Here is an 18,292-nt window from a genome sequence, read left to right on the forward strand (position 1 = left end):
GCCGGTTCCCCTCCCTACCATGGACACGGTCGTCTTCGGTGCCGGCAGCCTGGGAAGTCTCGTCGGCGGCTTGCTCGCCCGCGAGCACGACGTAACGCTCGTCGCCCGCGAGGACCACGCTCGAGCCGTCCGCGAGTCCGGCCTCCGCGTCTGCGGCGAGTTCGACGAGCGGGTGGTTCCGAACGCGACGACCGACGGCCGGAACCTCGCGGCCGACCTCGCCGTCGTCGCGGTAAAGTCCTTCGACACGGCGTCGGCTGCCGCCGCACTCGCGACGGGGTCGTTCGATGCCGTCCTCTCGTTACAAAACGGGATGGGGAACGAGGCGGTTCTCGCCGAGCGACTCGAGCCCGGGACACCGGTGTTGGCCGGGACAGCGACTTACGGCGCAGTCCTTCGCGAACCCGGGGTCGTCGAGTGTACCGGGCGCGGGGAGATCGTCCTCGGCGACCGCGATGGCGGCGCGTCCGATCGTGCCAACGCCGTGGGCGAGGCCTTCACCGCCGCCGGCCTCGAGACGGCGGTCGTCGACGATATGCCGCGCTGGCTCTGGGAGAAACTCGCAGTCAACGCGGGAATCAATCCGGTCACCGCGCTCACCGGGACGACAAACGGGGCCGTCCTCGAGCCCCCGGCGCGGGACCTCGCCCGGGCGGCGACCCGGGAGGCCGCGCGGGTGGCTCGGGAGCGTGGCGTCGCGCTGTCGAACCGCGAGGCGGTCGACGCGATGGAGACCGTCGCCGAGGCGACGGCGGCAAACACGTCCTCGATGGCCCAGGACCTCCGGCAGGAACGCCGTACGGAGATCGACGCGATCAACGGCTACGTCGTCGATCGTGCGGCAGAATCCGGTCTCGAGGTGCCGACGAACCGCCACCTCACGGCTCTCGTCCGCACCTGGGAGGAGGGTCGAGGGCTCCGTGAAGAGCCGGGGGAGGAGTGACTCGCCGCTTCAGCGAACCCGGTCCAGTGACTGTTCGAAGGGAGAAAGCGGGAGTCGACGAACGTCGGTGATCGAACTCGAGAACTTAGAACGGCGCTTCGGGCCCTTCGTCGGGTTCGCCGTCGTCGTCGACGGTCTCGCCGGGGAAGGAGGGGCTCATGCCGCCACCGCCGCCCATGTCGCCGCCGTCGGCACCCGTGTGGGCGTTTACTTTCTCGATTTCGGGGATCTCCTTGACCATTCGGCTCTTGATCGCCTGAATCGTCATCGGGGAGATACCACAGCCACTGCAGGCGCCGCCGAGCGCGATCGTAACTTCGCCGGTCTCGCGGTCCAGATCCTGAATCGCTGCGCTACCGCCGTGCATCTGGATCTGCGGGAAATTCCGCCGCAGGAAGTTCGAGACGCGGTCCTCGAGGTCGTCCCCGTCGTTCTGAGACTCGGTGCTCATGAACGGGCCTTGGGTACCGGAGCCCCTAAACCTTCCGTCCGGTCTTCCCTGACGAACAACCCCGGAAAGTCCTTGCGGAGGGGAGCGAACCCGCCCGAGTTGTTCCGTCCACGGGATTCCGTTGGACTCGGAAACTGGACGAGGGCGTTCGCTCCGAGCCGTTCTTCCCTCGGTGTTCGATCGCTCTCGGATCGTCGTTGGACACGAAAAATCGGTAGAGGATAGCCGACCGCACTGACCGGAAAGTCGTTGAAGGCCGGTCGATACGATCATGAGTGGTTAGTATACGAACACGCAACGGTAACTACGAAACGCCAACCGATGTAGTCGGCAATGGATATATCTCATATCGGTATACAGAATTGGCGACCGTCCCTCCGTTCCTTGGACGCGATTTAAAATGGTCCGGTAGATTGAAATCAACGCCAGCTATATCTCACATCTCATGACATTCCTTCCCACATCGGTGATCGGTGAGGCGTACACGGATACGACGGCATGGAACCTCCTTGCCGATCTCTCGGATCTCGACGACCGAATGCCGGGCCACGAGGGTGAGCGGATCGGTGCGGATCTGATCGCGGATGCGTTTCGTGAAGCCGGACTCGAGGACGTCACGAAGACGTCGTTTCCGATCCCGGGGTGGTGGCGCGGGACGGCATCGTTGAGCGTTCATCACGGACGTCGGGACAGTACCTTCGCTGATTCGCACGAACTGGTCGAGTTGCCGGGGACGCCTTCGGGTGAGGTTACCGGCGAGATCGTCGACATGGGGTACGGGCTTCCGGAGGACTTCGAAGGGGTCGATCTCTCGGGATCGATCGCCATGGCGTCGAGCCTTACCCCCGATGACTACGGTCGATGGGTTCACCGGAGCGAGAAGTACAGCTACGCGGCCGAATCGGGGGCAGAGGCGTTCCTCTTTTACAATCACATCGAGGGTGCACTCCCGCCGACCGGCGGTATCGGACGCGTCGACGGCCCGGGACCGATTCCGGCGGTCGGCCTCAGCAAGGAGGTTGGGGTACGTCTCGCTCGGCACTGTGAGGACGCCGAGGGGGACAGTGGGATCGAAGCGACGCTGTCGGTCGAGGCACGAAACGAACCCGCGACCTCCGCGAACGTCGAGGCGGTCGTCGGCCCCGACACGGAGGAAGAAGTGCTGTTTACCGCTCACGTCGACGCACACGACGTCGGCACCGGTGCGAACGACAACGGGTTCGGATCCGCACTCGTCGTCGGCGTAGCGCGGATCCTCGCGTCGATCGAGGAGGACCTCGAGACCCGCGTGCGACTCGTCGTCTTCGGCGCGGAGGAAACCGGGCTGTACGGGTCGTACTACTGGACCCACACCCACGATCTCGACCGCGTCAAATGCGTGGTCAACGCCGACGGGGCGGGCTACTCGAGAAATCTCGAGATCCACACGCACGGGATCGAAGCGATCGGAGAGGCCTTTGCGGAGGTGAGCGACGAGTTCGCGATCCCGATCGAGATCGAGGACGGATTGCGTCCCCACAGCGATCACTGGCCGTTCGTTCAGCGGGGCGTCGCCGGCGCCCAGGCCAGATCGAGGTCGGACGGCAGCGGTCGGGGATGGGGACACACACACGGGGACACGTTCGACAAACTCGATCCTCGTGACCTGCGTGACCTGTCAGTGTTGTCTGCTGCCGGAGTTGCGAAGCTTGCAGAAGTGGATCGGCCGGTCGAGGCCCGGCCGAGCGATGAGATCCGCGCCGAGGCGATCGAGGAAGGGTACGACGTCGGAATGAAGGCGACGGCAACGTGGCCGTGGGGTGAGCCACGTCCGTGGCCGTGGAGCGACCGGACCGAGTGAGTGCCTGGCGCCGAAACTGTACAGTGGCCGCTCAAACGGTTTGTGACCGCAATGACGCCGTGCAGTCAGGCGTACGCGTTCAGTAGAAATCGATAGTAAATAGTCAACTAGATGACAAACTGGAGAATGGGTTGCACCGCGAGCATCGTTCTGGGCCCGGACGATCGTAGGCTGGCAGACGAACAGCCCCACGTCCGGCTTTCCCTGAGACGGAGAGCTCGAGGGTGGTGTGATGGCCTCGTCTTCGGCGACCGACGGCGGAGGAGTTTACCTGATGGAGTCTGGAATACCGAAATCATGGAGCGGATCCGTTCCCCGAGTCCGGCGACGCCCGAGGAGTACCGAAACCCGTCTGCGGGAATCCCGACCGGAGAACCGAAACGAGGACCGACGACGCGAGAGGCATAGCGAGTGATATGGTAGACGTTGCACGCAGTAGAGGCCGTGCGAAGATCGCTCTTGGTCTCTCGGTGTTTGCTGCAGCGACTGCAGTCGGTTGGTTTTGGTTTCGCGGTGACCCCGTCACCGGGGCTGTACTGGGAGGGCTGTTGCTGGGCGGCGGATACTGGGAGTATCGCCGACACCTCGTGGACGTCAGGCGGGCCGCACGGGCCGAAAGCGATGTCGAGGACGATATGGGTCGTAACTGAGTAGACGATAGTGCGGTGCAGTAATATATTCACCAAAAGTACTACTGCATCATATATAATATCTTAAAACTCTTTCAGCCATCCCCCACTGTTTAAGTACATTTGACATTCTGATCGGTAGACTTATTAACCGCAGGAACACTGGTTTGATAGAGTATGTCATACAAGGAAGCAACCAACCGAAGAAAATTTTTGACCAAAGCAGGCGCAACGGCGGGCCTGGTCGGGCTTACCGTGACTGCTGGCTGTTTCGGTGCCGGGGATGACGAAGAGGAAGACGAGGACGGCGGCGCCGACGTCGAGGCGACCGATCCCGACGAACTCGGCGAGCAACTGCCGACGTACCAGTTTCTCAACAACGCACAGAGCTACAATCCGCCACGCCACGACGCGATCAACCTCATGGCGGACCAGTTCGGGGAGATCGGGCTGGACATGGAGGTCGAGGTGCTGGAGTGGGGGACCCTGTTCAATCGCGTCGACGTGGAGTACGATTACGACTTCTCGACGTGGCACACGTTCTTCACCATCGACCCGGTGCTCGAGCTCAACTCGACGATGTACTCCGAGAACACCGATCCGGGCGAGGGGAACTTCGCCGGCTACGAGAACCCCGACGCCGACGACCTGATGGATCAGTACCTCGAGGAGCCCGACGCGGACACTCGGATCGAGTTGATCCACGATCTCCAGCGGACGCTGATGGAGGATCTGCCGCAGATGCCGGTCGTCGACATGCCGTTCCTGGCCGTGTACAACAACGAGGAGGTCGACAACTGGGAGGCCGACCTTCCGCTCGGGTTCAACTCCTACTGGACCATGATCAACCTCGAGATGCAGGGTGGCGAGGACACCCTGAAGGGGTACTGGCCGGAGGCGCTCGACACGATGAACGTTCTCGGTCACAACGACGAGAACAAGCATACGTACAACTTCTCGGTGATGTACGACAGCATCGTCCGCCTCGATAACGAGGGCGAGATCAACACCGACGTGAGTCTCGCAACCGACTACGAGCGGGTCGATGCGACGACGATGGAGTACACCATCCGCGACCACACCTTCCACGACGGCGAGCCACTCACCGTCGAGGACGTCGCGTTCAGCTACAACTACATCAGCGAGAACGAGGTGCCGGTGTACTCGGTCCAGTCGAACTTCATCGACGAAGCGGAAGTGGTCGACGACAGCACCGTCCGGATCCACATGCCCGATGACAACCCCCTCGGTCCGTTCAACCTGCTCGTCGGCACGCAGATCCCGATCCTTCCCGAACACCGGTGGGCCGACCGCGACGAACCGAGCCAGGTGAACGTCCAAGAGCCCGTGGGCTCGGGCCCGCTCCAGTTCGACTACTGGGATCAGGGTGCCGAACTGGGCCTCGAACGCTTCGACGACCACTTCGCGCCGGTCGACTTCGAGCAGCGGTTCTGGCGGATCATTCCGGAGACGTCCACGGTGTGGGAGAACCTCCGTAACGGTGATCTGAACTACGAGCCGTTCGGCCGGATCGACCGCCAACTCGACGAGAACCGGGATGAAGACCAGATCAGCGTCGAGTCGCTCCCGGCCACCTCGTTCTGGCACTGCACGCCCAACCAGCGCAGCGACGGACTCGACGATCCCGAAGTCCGGAAGGCAGCGTTCAACGCAGTTCCGAGGTCGGCGATCGTCGACCAGATCCTCTTCGGCGTTCCGGAGCCCGGGTTCAACGTGGTTACCGAAGCGTTCGGTCCGCTCCACACGGACGACGTTCCCCGGTACGAGGAGGGTGTCGACGTCGCGATCGAACGACTCCAGGATGCCGGCTACGGGTACGACGAGGACGGCATGCTTCACTTCCTGGCTGAATAGGAACCCGACTGCGGTGCGATTCAGATTTAATGATAATACATACGATCGAATATGAGTAAGGCAAGTTTCGTCGTCCGACGGCTGCTCCAGCTCGGCGTGACCTTCTGGGCGGTCGGAACCGTGCTGTTCTTCCTGTTCCGTCTCATGCCGGGCGATCCGACGGCGTTCGTCGTCTCCGCGCAGATGACGCCGGAGGCACGACAACAGGTAATCGAGAGCTACGGCCTCAACGAGCCGCTGTACGTCCAGTACATGCGCTTCCTCGAGAACGCGCTCACTCTCAACTTCGGGCAGTCGTTCCACACCAACCAACCGGTCCGTGAAGTGATCTGGACGTACCTCCCGAACACGCTGGTGTTGATGTTGTCCGCGTTCGTCGTCGCGTACATCCTCGGTATCGTCCTCGGCGTGCTCACCGGATGGTACCGCGGCTCCAGATTCGAAAAGACGACCGTCGTGACCGCGCTGACCGCACGGAGCCTGCCCACCTTCTACGTGGGGCTCATCGTGCTGTGGCTCTTCGGCGCGACGCTCGGTGTGATCCCGATGAGCGGAATGGGGGCGGCCGGGCAGACGTACGACTCGTTCTGGGCCCGGATCTTCACCCTCGACTTCCTGCATCACCTCGCCGCTCCCGCAGCGGTGCTCGCGTTCTACTACATGGGCTACCCGCTCCTGATCATGCGCTCGAGCATGATGGAAGTGCTCTCGCAGGACTTCATCGACGTCTGCCGCGCGAAAGGGCTCAGCGAGCGGGCGATCATGTTCAAGCACGCGGCACGGAACGCGTTGCTACCGATCATCACGGCTGCGGCGATCGCGCTCGGCTACGCCGTCGGCGGAAGCGTCCTCATCGAGACGGTTTTCGGGTGGCCCGGGCTCGGACGGGAGATGGTCAACGCCGTGTTGCGGCGTGACTTCCCGGTCGCGCAGGGCACGTTCATGGTGCTCGCCGCGACGATAATCATCCTGAACTTCGTCGCCGACCTGCTGTACGGCTACTTGGATCCACGGGTGACTTACGAGTAACCATGGCAACACAGGACAAACCATCGATCTTCGCGGACATCGACGACGGAGACGTCGACCAGGAGGACGAAAGCGTCGACCGCTGGAGGCGAAACCTGCGGCTGTGGCGCGAGACGCTCACGGAACAGTGGCGTATGCTCACGGATGACCTGATGGTTCGGCTGGCCATGATCACCATCGCCTTCTTCATGGCCGTCGCCGTGTTCGCACCGTTCATCGCGCCCCACGGGCCGCTCACCCGACAGTACGAGGGGGATGCGGGGATCATCATCGTCGACTGGGCGGAGCCGTCGTTCATGTCGGCGGAGTCGGAGTACCTCCTCGGGACGACCGCCGAAGGGTTCGATATCTTCAGTCAACTCGTGTACGGCTCCCGTGCCGCCCTGCTGGTCGGACTGGTGGCGGCAGTGTTCACCGCCGGAATCGGCACTCTCGTCGGGCTGACGGCGGGTTACTACGGCGGCAAGATCGACGACACGCTGATGCGGATCGTCGACTTCCTGTACGGGATGCCGCTCCTGCCGACGGTGATCATTCTCGTCGCCCTGCTGGGGCCGAGCCTGTGGAACATCCTCCTGGCGATCATCCTGCTCCAGTGGCGGTCGACGGCGCGGGTGATCCGGTCACAGGCGCTGTCGCTGCGGGAGCGCCCCTTCGTCAAGGCGGCACAGGTTGCCGGTGCGAGCGACTGGCACATCATTTCCAGGCATCTCGCACCGAACGTCCTCCCACTGTCGTTCCTTTACGGGGCATTCGCCATCGCGTGGGCCATCCTCGCGGAGGCCGGAGTCTCGTTCATCGGTCTCGGCGATCCCAACACCGTCTCGTGGGGGACGATGCTGCAGTCGTCGCGCGCGTACTCCGCGCTCGACTTCGGTGCCTGGTGGTGGTTCATTCCGCCAGGCATCTGCATCGGTCTCGTGGTCATCAGTGGGTTCCTGATCGGCCGCGGGTACGAAGAGATCACGAACCCGGAGCTCAGATAAATGTCAGTACTCGACGTTTCGGATCTAGAAGTCTACTACGAAACGGAAACGGCACCGGCACAGGCGGTCGACGGCGTCTCGTTCACCATCGAAGAAGGGGAGAACCTCGGTATCGTCGGCGAATCCGGCTGTGGAAAGACCACGCTCGCGAAGGCGATCATCGGCATCCTCCCGGACGAGGGCTACGTCAACAACGGCTCGATCGAGTTCGAGGGTGAAGATCTCACGGAGATGTCCGACGCGGAACGGCGTCGGCACAAGTGGGAGGAGATATCGATGATCGCCCAGTCGGCGATGAACGCGCTCGATCCCGTCTACACGATCCGCGAGCAGATCGTCGAGGCGATCGAGACGCATCGCCCCGGAACGGGCCGAACGGAGGCCAACGAGATCGTCGCCGAGATGTTCGATCTCGTCGGTCTCGACCCCGAGCGAGCGGACGACTATCCACACCAGTTCTCCGGCGGGATGCGACAGCGTGCGATGATCGCGATGGCGCTTGCACTCGAACCGTCGCTCGTGCTCGCGGACGAGCCGACGACGGCACTGGACGTGATCATGCAGGACCAGATCCTGAAACGTATCGGGGAGATCCAGTCGGACATCAACTCCTCGATGATGGTGATCACCCACGACGTAAGCGTGGTCGCGGAGACCTGCGACCGCGTGATCGTGATGTACGCGGGCAAGATCGCGGAGGAGGGTCCCGTCGAAGAGATATTCGGGAACCCGTATCACCCGTACACGATCGGTCTCAAGCGGGCGTTCCCGAACATTCGCGAGTCGGATCAGGATCTGCTGTCGATCGCCGGCTACCCGCCGGAACTGACCGACCCCCCGTCGGGCTGTCGCTTCGCGGAGCGATGTCCGATGGCGACTACCGAGTGTCGGACGACCGAGCCCGAGCCGCACCACCAGGGCGACCTCCGGACGTACTGCCACTACGCCGACGAGATAGACGACGGCTTCCGTTCGCGGGCCGACGACCCCGAAACGTGGCGGGACACGGAGGCCGCTCGATCCGCCCGGACGGCCGCGGAGGTGAACGATTGAGATGAGCGACGCTGAATCTCCCGACGGCGCGGACGAGAACCCGCTCCTTCGGGTGGAGGGGCTACAGAAACACTTCCAGGTCGACGAGGGTCTGATATCCAGCCTCCTCCGTGCGACCATGGGAAAGGAAGCGGACTACGTCCACGCCGTCGACGGCGTGAGCTTCGAACTCGAGCGCGGCGAGACGCTCGGGCTCGCGGGCGAATCAGGCTGTGGCAAAACGACGACGGGAATGTCCCTCGTGAAACTCCACGAGCCGACCGACGGCCGGATCGAGTTCAGGGGGATGGACCTCACGGAATCCAACGACGAGGAACTCGACGAGTTCCGACGGAACGCACAGATGATCTTTCAGGATCCGTTCGAGTCGTTGAACCCCCGCATGACGGTGTACGACACCCTCGCCGAGCCGCTGCGGATCCACGACATCGAGAACGAAACCGCTCGCATCCGGCGAGCCCTGGAGTTCGCGGAACTCCAGCCACCGGACCAGTACTTCGATCAGTACCCCCACGAACTGTCGGGCGGCCAGCGACAGCGGGTCGCCATCGCTCGAGCGCTGGTCCTGGATCCCGATTTCGTCGTCGCCGACGAACCCGTCAGCATGCTCGACGTCTCGCTGCGCGCGGGCGTGCTGTCGCTGATGGAGCGGATGACCGAGGAGTTCAACCTGTCCGTCGTCTACATCAGTCACGACCTCTCGTTGCTTCGGCACATGTGTGATCGACTCGCGATCATGTACATGGGCGAGATCGTCGAAAAAGGAGCCACCGAGGACATCATCGAGAACCCACAGCACCCGTACACGCGCTCGCTCATCAACGCGGTGCCCGTTCCCGACCCCGACGTGGGACGCGAGCGCGTCGAACTCGCCGGGGAGGTCGGGGACGCAATCGACGTCCCCTCCGGCTGCCGGTTCCACGGCCGGTGTTCGGAGTACATCGGCGACATCTGCGAGACAGAGTCGCCCTCGCTCGAACGGAAGGCGGAGTTCGACGACGACCGTGAGGTCGCCTGTCATCTGTACGACAGTTGTGGAGAGCGATCGTAGCCCTCGATCGCGAACTCAGAACTCAGAACTCAGAACTCAGAACTCAGTTTTCACACCGGACGTCGAGCCGTATCGCGGGTGCCGTGACGGCGTACGGGAGCCGTGACTTGTGTTTCGACGCGACGCCCGTCACGGTCGAGCGTGTCTCACCGATCCCGTCGATCGTCTCGAGCGCGTCGGCCGTCCAGACCACCGTCGAGTCGACGGCCGGACCGAGTTCGCCGTCCTCGACGAGGAACCCCTCGGCGATCGGGAGTTCGACCGTCCCGGCGTCGGGGCAGTCGCCCATCCGTTCCGCGACGTCGTGAGCGTACAGCGAACTCGGTGGCATCGCACCGTTGCGCTGCGTTCGTTCGAACTCGTCGCGGTAGAAGGCCGGCCCGAAGCGGCGGACGTACACGTCCGCATCGGCCAGCAGTTCGTCCCTGCTCGCCGCTCCAGCGTGAACGTTCAGGTGGCGGTGATGGATTCGGGGGGCCTGCTCGAACCCGATCGCCGGGATTACGTTGCCGGCCGGGATTTCTTCGGCTTTTGCAGCCGTCGTCGTGTCGTGGAGGAACGACTCGACTCGCCCCTGGTCGACGAGTCGGACCGGCGTGGTCGGTCGAGCCTCGGCGTCGTACGCTGTGGCAGCCCACGACCCCGGCCGAATTCCATCGTCGATCGTCAACGGAGCGTCGGTCACCCGGTCGCCCGGCTCGAACGGGGAAAATCCGAACGCCGCGACGTCGGCCGCGAGATACCCGCCGATCTCGTGACAGAGCTGTCCGGTCGCAGACGGGCTCAACACGACGGTCGTGGGCCCGGACGGCGGATCGGCTGTGGCTGCGCTCGCGATCGTACTCGCGTCGCGGTCGATCTCCGCAAAGAGGTTCGGAAGGCGGTCGAGGAGCGCTGCGCCGCGAGTACTGCCGTGATGACGCCGGAGCTTGGGCCCGTCGACGGGTGCGACCGTCGCGTCCACGCTTGCCCGATCGACCGTCGTTCGGACCACGCTGTCCGCGGTCGTCGCGATCGAGTGGTCCACGCGCTCGTCGGCGTACGTTATTCGGGCGCGGTCGAGTGGCGTCTCGACCGCCTCGAGGGCGGCCTCCACGGACGCACGCTTCTCCGAGAGGGAGCGGTCCGTGACTGACTCGCGGGCCCAGCCGTCGTGGACGCCCCGGTGACTCGATTCGACGTCGACGCGTTCGGGCGCCGACTGAGCGAGCTGGTTGCCACCGGTCGTGGCGCGACTCGCGGCGTCGGAGAGGGCATTCGACGAGAGGTCGCTCGTGAACCGATACGCCGCGGAACCACCGGCAAAGACGCGACACCAGACGCCGGTCGTCGTCCACTCGCTGTCGCTTCGCACCCCGGTTTCGGTGACGACGACTTCCGTCGCGTTCCTCGTGATTCCGCCGACCTCCGCGAAGGAAACTTCGTCGTCCGATTCCAGAATGGTTAGCAGTTCGTCGACCGCCTCAACGACGTCCCCCCGTTCGCTCATTGGTCCCCGTTTCCGGTCTCGAAACTTGAATCTTCGTCACGACGAGGGGGACCCTCGTCGGGAACGACAGGACAGTAACTTGCCTGTTACAGACGGGAAACCCGGACCCAGCCCGACAGGAACGACCGGTACCGATCGACTCGCCGCCAACCAATGTTTTTTCACCGCCCTCTGAGAGTCACTGTCATGGACACGCTTGACACGTTCGTTGAGGCTCCTCTTCGCGACGTTCGACGGGATCTCCACGCGCATCCGGAGGCGGGCTGGAAGGAGTTCCGGACGACGGCACTGCTCGCGGACGCACTCGAGGATCTCGGATACGACGTGCTGTTGGGTTCGGAGACGGTCGATCCCGACGAACGACTGGGAGTCCCGCCGGCGGACGACGTCGCCGCGGCTCGAGCGCGCGCCCGTAACGAGGGAGCGCCTGAAGAGTATCTCGACGAGATGGGCGACATCACCGGCGTTATCGCGACGAAGACGTTCGGTGACGGCCCCGTGATCGGAGTCCGGACCGACATCGACGCCCTCCCGATGCAGGAAGCGATGGACGACGACCATCGACCGGCCCGGGAAGGATTCGCGAGCGCTCATCCCGGGGAAATGCACGCCTGCGGCCACGATGCACACGCAGCGATCGGGCTCGGCGTCGCCCGCGAGTTCGCCGGAAACGGATTCGACGGCACGCTAAAACTCTTCTTCCAGTCCGCGGAGGAGGGGGGTCGCGGCGGGAAGCCGATGGCCGAGTCGGGCCACCTCGACGATGTCGACCACCTGCTTGCCGTACACGTCGGACTCGACGAACCGACCGGGACGGTGCTGTCCAGTTACGACGCACCGCTCGCGAACGCCAAACTCGACGTCACGTTCGACGGGGAACCGGCACACGCGGGCCGCGAGCCGAACGCCGGACGAAACGCGCTTCAGGCCGCGACGGCGGCGATCGGAAACCTGTACGGCATTGCACGACACGGGGACGAACGGACCCGGATCAACGTCGGCCGCGTAAGCGCCGACAACGCACAGAACGTCATCTGTGAAGAGGCAACGATGCGCGTCGAAGTCCGTGGCGGAACCCACGACGCCAACGAGTACATGCTCGAGCGTGCACGCGAGGTGATCGATGGTGCGGCGACGATGCACGACGTGGACTACGAGACGAGCCTCTACGGAAAGACGACGACGTTCGAGAACGACGACGCTCTGACGGAACGCGTCGAAGCAGCGGCACGGGCGACCGAAGCCGTCGACGAGATAATCAGAAAAGAGTTCGGCGGCAGCGAGGACGCCTCGTATCTCATCCGCCGGGTCCAGAAGCAGGGCGGCACCGCGACGTACCTCGGTATCGGCGCGAGTAATTCCGCGGGCCACCACACGGCGTACTTCGACATCGACGAGACGGCCATCGACATCGGCGTCGACGTGCTCGTCGACACGGTCGAACTGCTCACCTGAGCCGGCGGCGTTCGAACCGGCGAGCGGCGTGGTAACGATGGAGACCGACGACGACGTAACTGATCGTCGTCGTGTTCCGATGGCGTGGATCCGTGGACTCGCGACTCCGCCGTGCTGGTCGTAACCGTCAGCGGGGCGAACTGGTCGGTCCCGTGGTCGGACTCGAGCAGACTTGCTCAAACGTTCTTCCTTCCGAAATCCCGGCACTGGGGCAGCGTCGCCGGAGACTCGGAAGTGGCCTGGTTTTCCGGACAGCCGGAGCCACTGCCGTTTCCGACCCAGTCGTCACGACCTCGATGACGTTGCGTTTCTCGCCGGGTCAGCACCATGGCCGGCGTCCTCGTTCGGGGGATAACACGCCACAGCTTCCGGCTGGAAACCGTTTCAGTTTCGGACGTGTCGACTCAGCAACCGCCGAACCACGGTCACTTCTTCGGGACCGGGGAACTCCAAAACCGCGCTGTCGGCCCTTCGATCAGTCGAACTCGAAAACCCGCTCGAGTTCGGTCTCGATCTCCTCGACGTGAATCTCGAGCACTTCCTCGAACCGCTCTCGCTCGACGAGCACGTTCGAGAGCCGGTCGTACGGGTCCTCGGGGAGTTCGACGCGGAATTCGCCGTCACCCTCGTAGAAGGGTTCGCTCTCGTTCAGTACCTGCTGGTCGATCGCGTGGACGAGTTCGGAGTCGTAGCGGTCGTTCATCCGGTTGAACGCGTTCTTGTACGCCTGCTGGAGTTCGGTAAAGTAGTGGGCGTACTTGTCTTCGAATTTCTCGGGATCGAACGTCGTCATACTCGATACGAACGCGAGCGAGGACAAAAGTCGGACGGTCGGCGTCAAGACGACGGTTGCATTCGCAAGCGGAACGATGACCCCGGGCGGTGGCGATTCGCCCTATATGGTCGCCGACAATCCGCCCATTCCCCCGGAGGCGTTACCGCCGGGGTGGGGCGAAACCGAACTCGGCGAGGGCACGTTCGCGTACCGGTACACTCGCCCACCGCTCGAACTCATCGCGGACCGGACGACCGCCGATCACTGTCACCCGGGCCTCGGGCTGGGCCAGTGCTGGGAACTCCGGTACCGGTACCCGCTCGGCGATCGGTCCGTCTCGGAGGAAATCGGCCGCGTGTCGACGCGCCGGGCCGCCGTCGACGGCATCCTCGAGTGCATGCGTCGGGTCCACGAGGCCGTCGAGTCCCTTGACGATCCGATGGAGATTCGCCGGGTCCTCGATCGGGTTTCGCTCTCGGACCACGTTCCGGACGAACCATCGGAGCCGACGGACATTTAGTATCGTTCTATACGATTTATGCTGCGTTTTCGGCCCGGTTCGGAGAGCTGTGTGCAGCGCTCGAAAATCGGCTCGTTCGCTTCGCTGGCCGGCGATCGATGGTCTCCGAGCCGAGGTCGACTGCACGGCCTCGGTTTTCGTCGGGCGCATCTCGAGGGCGCCGTCGAACCGCGGTCCCATGCACCGTGTTCGGCTTACCCAGTGTGTCGCACGAACCAGGGGTTTGGATTGCTGTCCCGATTTCCGGCGCACCCGCCGCCCGGGTCGTGGGTGCGCCGGAACTGACGGACAGTAGACCGTATCAGTCAGGAAACGGCTCGATCGCGCGTGCATGTCCGCAATGTGGACTGACCGGGGATCCGAGACGGCGACGGATCGACGACCTCGAGTGGCCCCACGTCGAGTGACGCCACGAGCGTCAGTGGGGACGTTCCTGTCGAAGTGCTGGGCTGACCGCGGAATCAGAGCCATGTCTCGCGTGGGGAACGATCTCCGCGTTTCGAACTGGGGCACCGTCCCTCGAGCGGCCATCGGCGTTCCCGGTGCCGTTCCATGCACTCCCCGGCGGTGTGTCTCCCGTCCGCTAAACCTGGCTGTTCGATACTGCGGGGCCAATCTGGCAGCACAACCCCGACATAAACTTTCTATTGCTATATCGAATCCGTCCGCGACCGGCAACAGAGTGTTTATGCGGGGCAACGGGCTATTAGCGGTAATCAACCCCGCTATGACGACCCACATTCCGTTTGCGATCGACTTTCACGTCCACTCCGACGAGTCCTACGACGGTCACGAACCGATCGAACTCATCCTGGAACACGCGGCGGACATCGGACTCGACGGAATCGTCATCACGGATCACGACCGGATCGCCGAATCCCTCCGTGCGGCCGAGATCGCTCCGGAATACGGGCTGATCGGCATCCCCGGCGTCGAAGTGTCGACGAAACACGGCCACCTCCTCGCGATCGGTGTCGAAAAGCGGCCCGATCCGGGGCGTCCGTTCTCGGAAACCGTCGACGCGGTCCGGGAACTCGGGGGGATCGCGGTCGTTCCTCATCCTTTCCAGCGCAGTCGCCACGGCGTCCGGAAACGCCACGTCGACGGCGTCGACGCGATCGAGACCTACAACTCGATGCTGTTTACCGGCTACCGGAACCGGCGAGCGCGGACGTTCGCCCGCCGACGGGGATACCCCGAGATCGGCGCGAGCGACGCCCACTACCTGCCGAACGTCGGCAAAGCCTATACCGAGATACTCGTCTCGCCGGACGCCCAGAACCCCACGAAGGCGGACATCGACGGCGACGAACTCGTCGAGGCCATCCTCGAGGGCCGCACCCAGATCCGCGGGAAGCGCACGCCGATTCACAAGAGCACGGTCCAGTACGCGAAAGGTGCCGTTCGCAAGTCGGCGTACGTGTTGACCTCGCGTGCGCCGCTCGTTCCGACGGTTCCGGCCTCGATGGACCGGACGTAGCGGTATACGGTATAGCGGTAGCAGTCGTCAGGACAGTTGTTCGCCCACGATCTCGTCGGCCCGTTCGACGAACTCGGTTTCGCGCCCGGCGGGGACCGTCGCCCCGGCCGCGACGTCGTGACCGCCGCCGTCGCCGTCGACGGCCCGCGAGGCCTCGGTCATCACCGTCGAGAGGTCGAGGCCGTCCCGGACCAGACCGTGGGTCCCGCGGGCCGACACTTTCACTTCATCGTCGGTTTTCTCCGCGAACGCGACGATCGGCTTCGAGCGGCTGATCCCCTCGTTGCCCATCGCCATCCCGGCGACGATGCCCACGATCGTCTCGCGAATGCGATCCTCCGCGTGGAACCACTGGAGATGCTCTTCGTGGGTGACGCCCTCTCTGGTGATGAGGTCGATCCCCTCAGAGAGGTTCCGGCGGTGGTTCCGCAGGAGTTTGCGTGCACGCTCGAGCGCGTCGCTTCGGTTGCCCAGGCAGACCCCAAGGCCGACGTCGGCGCGCTCGTAGCGGGCGGTCGCGTTGAGCAGCGTCGAGAACTCGCTTGCGTCCCGGAGTTCGGTACCGACCGGCTCCGCGCTGAGCACGTAGCTGGTCCCGACCAGCTGGTCGATCTTCTTCGCGGGAACTCCACGCGAGACGGCGCGCCTGACCAGGGCGCTGGCGACGGTCTGTTTCTCCTCGCTGGTCAGCCCCGACCACCGGCGCCACTCGCCGTCCTCGCGGCGCAACTCGAGGTCGAGATCCTCGAGGAACCGCAGCGAGCCGTCCTCGTCGCCGGAGATTCCCGGGATCCCTACGTCGGTCGCGTACTCGAGCAGTTTCGGCAGGGGCCGGGTCTGCTTTCCATAAAGCGCGAGGTCCTTGCCCGTCTCGAGGACGCCGGCGTCGACGCCCTCCTCGACGATCCGTTCGTTCGCGCCCCGGAGTTCGCCGCCGGAGGCCTGCATGTCGCCGACGGCGCCGACGACGGCCAGGGCGGCGAGGTCGCGGTTGTCCGCGCGGGCCGCCGTGCTCGCAGCGCCGCCGTCGGTTGCGACCGCCGTCGTCGTTTCCGTGACGTCCGCGAGTGCACGCGCGAGGACGTAACTCGCGCCGGCACCCGAGAGTTCCGAGGCGCCGTCGATCCCGAAAAGCAGCGGGTTGAGGTGGTACTCCGTTTCCCGATCTGCGGGCTGGTGGTGGTCCGCGATGACGGGCGTGAACGCGCCCGCGTCCTCGTGGTCGCCGATGACGTCGAGCTGGCCGCTCCCGAAGTCCGTAAAGAGGACGGTGTCGTAGTCGGTCGCCGCGATCGCGGCGATCGCGTCCTCGTCGAGCTGTTTCTCGAAGACCGTCTCGAAGGGCAGTCCCGCACGTTCGAGCGCCTGTGCGGCGATCGCGGCGCTGGTCAGCCCGTCGGCGTCGATATGCGAAGCGAGCAACACGCGGTCGGCCGAACACAGGCGCTCGGCGCACGCTACCGCACGATCCTCGAGTTCGGGAACCGGCCCTGGCATCGGAACACCCTGGGGCGGCATTGCTCATAAACCCGCGGATCGCCCCTCGAGCGCCGAGAACGGGGAACGACCCTCGGCCGCCTACAGCGGCAGGACGAGCGTGTCGCCGTCGCGTTCGTACTCGGTCCCGAACGGCGCGGAGCGGTCGCGCATCGTCTCCCGGAGCCACGCCGCCTCGTCCTCGTCGGCCTTAGAGACCGTCAGATCGTCGATGACGGCGGGGACGAGGCGGAGTTCCGCCGGGCTCCCGTCCTCGAGGCCGAGTTCGAAGAGGAACGTGCGATCGTTCCGCAGGTCCTCCTTGATCACGTAGTCGTCGACGATGTCCCCGGTGTCGTGGAGCACGAGGCCGTCGCCGTAGCGCTCGATCCCCTGGACGACGTGGGCGCTGTGGCCGTGGACGAGGTCGACGCCCTGATCGACGAGCCAGTGGCCGAAGGCCCGCAGATCGTCGTCGGGGTACTCGACCCAGTTCGGCCCCCAGTGGACCGACGCGACCAGCAGGTCGGGCTCAGTTTCCCGGGCACGCTCGAGCGCCGCGCTCACGAGTCGCCTGGTGTCGGGAACGTCCGGATCGGTCTCGACGTAGGCGGTCCCCGGGCGGTCGTCGGTCGCGCCGTACTCCGCGTAGTGGTCCGCGAGGGAGACGACTGCGACGTCGACGTCGCCGATGGAAACCGTCGCGGGCGCGCGGGCCGCCGCCGGCCGCTCGCCGGCCCCCGCGAACCCGATCCCCGCGTCCGCGAGCGCGTCGACGGTGTCCCGAAGCGCAGTCGGTCCGAAATCCAGGATGTGGTTGTTCGCCAGGGACGCGAACCGGACGTTCCCCGCCTCGAGGGCCGGGACGGCCCAGTCGGGATCGGCCCGGAAGTAGTAGGTCCGGTCGGGGAACCGTTCGCCCCGCGTCGACAGGCAACACTCGAGGTTACAGCAGACCCCGTCCAGCGACTGTAATCGAGGTCGAAGATCGCCCCAGACGCTCGCCGGATCGGCTCGACCGCTCCCGTAGCGGTCCTCGAGGTCGCGCCCGAGCATGGCGTCGCCGACGAACCCGATCGTCGTCCCGTGGCGCTCGTGGGCCTCGAACTCGATCGGCCCGGCCGCGGGCGCGGTACAGCCGCCGAGGACCGCGGCTCCCGCTGCCGCGAGGAACCGGCGGCGGCTCCCGGTCATCGGTTCGCCGGTCGCGGCCGTGGGACCGCGCCGGTGTCTCCCCGTC

General features: G+C 64.7%; 15 protein-coding genes. 10 read left to right on the forward strand and 5 right to left on the reverse strand.

The window, feature by feature from the left end; translation table 11 throughout:
• The first annotated feature begins 19 nt into the window (after positions 1-19).
• Positions 20-943 (forward strand): ketopantoate reductase family protein, encoded by a 924-nt coding sequence (locus tag BM113_RS12870; protein ID WP_089788482.1) that lies wholly within the window; start codon positions 20-22, stop codon positions 941-943.
• 85 nt (positions 944-1,028) lie between these two features.
• On the opposite strand, the gene BM113_RS12875 is transcribed toward BM113_RS12870, so the two are convergent.
• Positions 1,029-1,394 carry a NifU family protein gene (locus tag BM113_RS12875; protein WP_089788483.1) on the reverse strand — a complete coding sequence of 122 codons (366 nt, stop codon included), beginning with the start codon at positions 1,392-1,394 and terminating at the stop codon, positions 1,029-1,031.
• Positions 1,395-1,839: 445 nt separating this feature from the next.
• On the opposite strand from BM113_RS12875, the gene BM113_RS12880 reads away from it, so the two are divergent.
• The 6 genes from BM113_RS12880 to BM113_RS12905 all read left to right on the forward strand — a co-directional run bounded on the left by BM113_RS12880 (position 1,840) and on the right by BM113_RS12905 (position 9,857).
• Positions 1,840-3,234: a M28 family peptidase gene (locus BM113_RS12880; RefSeq protein WP_089788484.1), complete on the forward strand. Its 1,395-nt coding sequence runs from the start codon at positions 1,840-1,842 to the stop codon at positions 3,232-3,234.
• An 842-nt stretch (positions 3,235-4,076) separates the two neighbouring features.
• Positions 4,077-5,738 (forward strand): ABC transporter substrate-binding protein, encoded by a 1,662-nt coding sequence (locus BM113_RS12885; protein WP_245758049.1) that lies wholly within the window; start codon positions 4,077-4,079, stop codon positions 5,736-5,738.
• A gap of 51 nt (positions 5,739-5,789) precedes the next feature.
• Positions 5,790-6,767: an ABC transporter permease gene (locus BM113_RS12890; protein WP_089788486.1), complete on the forward strand. Its 978-nt coding sequence runs from the start codon at positions 5,790-5,792 to the stop codon at positions 6,765-6,767.
• A 2-nt stretch (positions 6,768-6,769) separates the two neighbouring features.
• Entirely contained in the window at positions 6,770-7,753 is a 984-nt protein-coding gene (locus BM113_RS12895) for an ABC transporter permease (protein WP_089788487.1), read from the forward strand.
• Positions 7,754-8,806 carry an ABC transporter ATP-binding protein gene (locus tag BM113_RS12900; RefSeq protein ID WP_089788488.1) on the forward strand — a complete coding sequence of 351 codons (1,053 nt, stop codon included), beginning with the start codon at positions 7,754-7,756 and terminating at the stop codon, positions 8,804-8,806.
• A 1-nt stretch (position 8,807) separates the two neighbouring features.
• Positions 8,808-9,857 carry an ABC transporter ATP-binding protein gene (locus tag BM113_RS12905; RefSeq protein WP_089788489.1) on the forward strand — a complete coding sequence of 350 codons (1,050 nt, stop codon included), beginning with the start codon at positions 8,808-8,810 and terminating at the stop codon, positions 9,855-9,857.
• Between the two features lie 43 nt (positions 9,858-9,900).
• Here BM113_RS12905 and BM113_RS12910 read toward each other — a convergent pair whose 3' ends face one another.
• On the reverse strand, positions 9,901-11,346 hold the full coding sequence (locus BM113_RS12910; protein WP_089788490.1) for a metallopeptidase TldD-related protein: 1,446 nt from the start codon (positions 11,344-11,346) through the stop codon (positions 9,901-9,903).
• 186 nt (positions 11,347-11,532) lie between these two features.
• On the opposite strand from BM113_RS12910, the gene BM113_RS12915 reads away from it, so the two are divergent.
• The gene (locus BM113_RS12915; protein WP_089788491.1) at positions 11,533-12,801 is read left to right on the forward strand and encodes an amidohydrolase; all 1,269 of its coding nucleotides are present in this window, start codon (positions 11,533-11,535) and stop codon (positions 12,799-12,801) included.
• Between the two features lie 475 nt (positions 12,802-13,276).
• Here the strand turns inward: BM113_RS12915 and BM113_RS12920 are convergent, their stop codons facing one another.
• Positions 13,277-13,594 (reverse strand): DUF5783 family protein, encoded by a 318-nt coding sequence (locus tag BM113_RS12920; RefSeq protein ID WP_089788492.1) that lies wholly within the window; start codon positions 13,592-13,594, stop codon positions 13,277-13,279.
• A gap of 106 nt (positions 13,595-13,700) precedes the next feature.
• Here BM113_RS12920 and BM113_RS12925 point away from each other — a divergent pair, with 106 nt between their 5' ends.
• Positions 13,701-14,096: a hypothetical protein gene (locus BM113_RS12925; RefSeq protein ID WP_029601430.1), complete on the forward strand. Its 396-nt coding sequence runs from the start codon at positions 13,701-13,703 to the stop codon at positions 14,094-14,096.
• Positions 14,097-14,823: 727 nt separating this feature from the next.
• The gene (locus tag BM113_RS12930; RefSeq protein ID WP_089788493.1) at positions 14,824-15,576 is read left to right on the forward strand and encodes a CehA/McbA family metallohydrolase; all 753 of its coding nucleotides are present in this window, start codon (positions 14,824-14,826) and stop codon (positions 15,574-15,576) included.
• Between the two features lie 27 nt (positions 15,577-15,603).
• Here BM113_RS12930 and BM113_RS12935 read toward each other — a convergent pair whose 3' ends face one another.
• Positions 15,604-17,073 carry a RecJ family nuclease gene (locus BM113_RS12935; protein ID WP_089788611.1) on the reverse strand — a complete coding sequence of 490 codons (1,470 nt, stop codon included), beginning with the start codon at positions 17,071-17,073 and terminating at the stop codon, positions 15,604-15,606.
• An 81-nt stretch (positions 17,074-17,154) separates the two neighbouring features.
• Positions 17,155-18,246, reverse strand: coding sequence for a CapA family protein (locus tag BM113_RS12940; protein WP_089788494.1), 1,092 nt, complete (start codon positions 18,244-18,246; stop codon positions 17,155-17,157).
• Positions 18,247-18,292: the final 46 nt, after the last annotated feature.

Source organism: Natronobacterium haloterrestre (assembly GCF_900112205.1).
In the GTDB taxonomy this organism is placed as follows: domain Archaea; phylum Halobacteriota; class Halobacteria; order Halobacteriales; family Natrialbaceae; genus Natronobacterium; species Natronobacterium haloterrestre.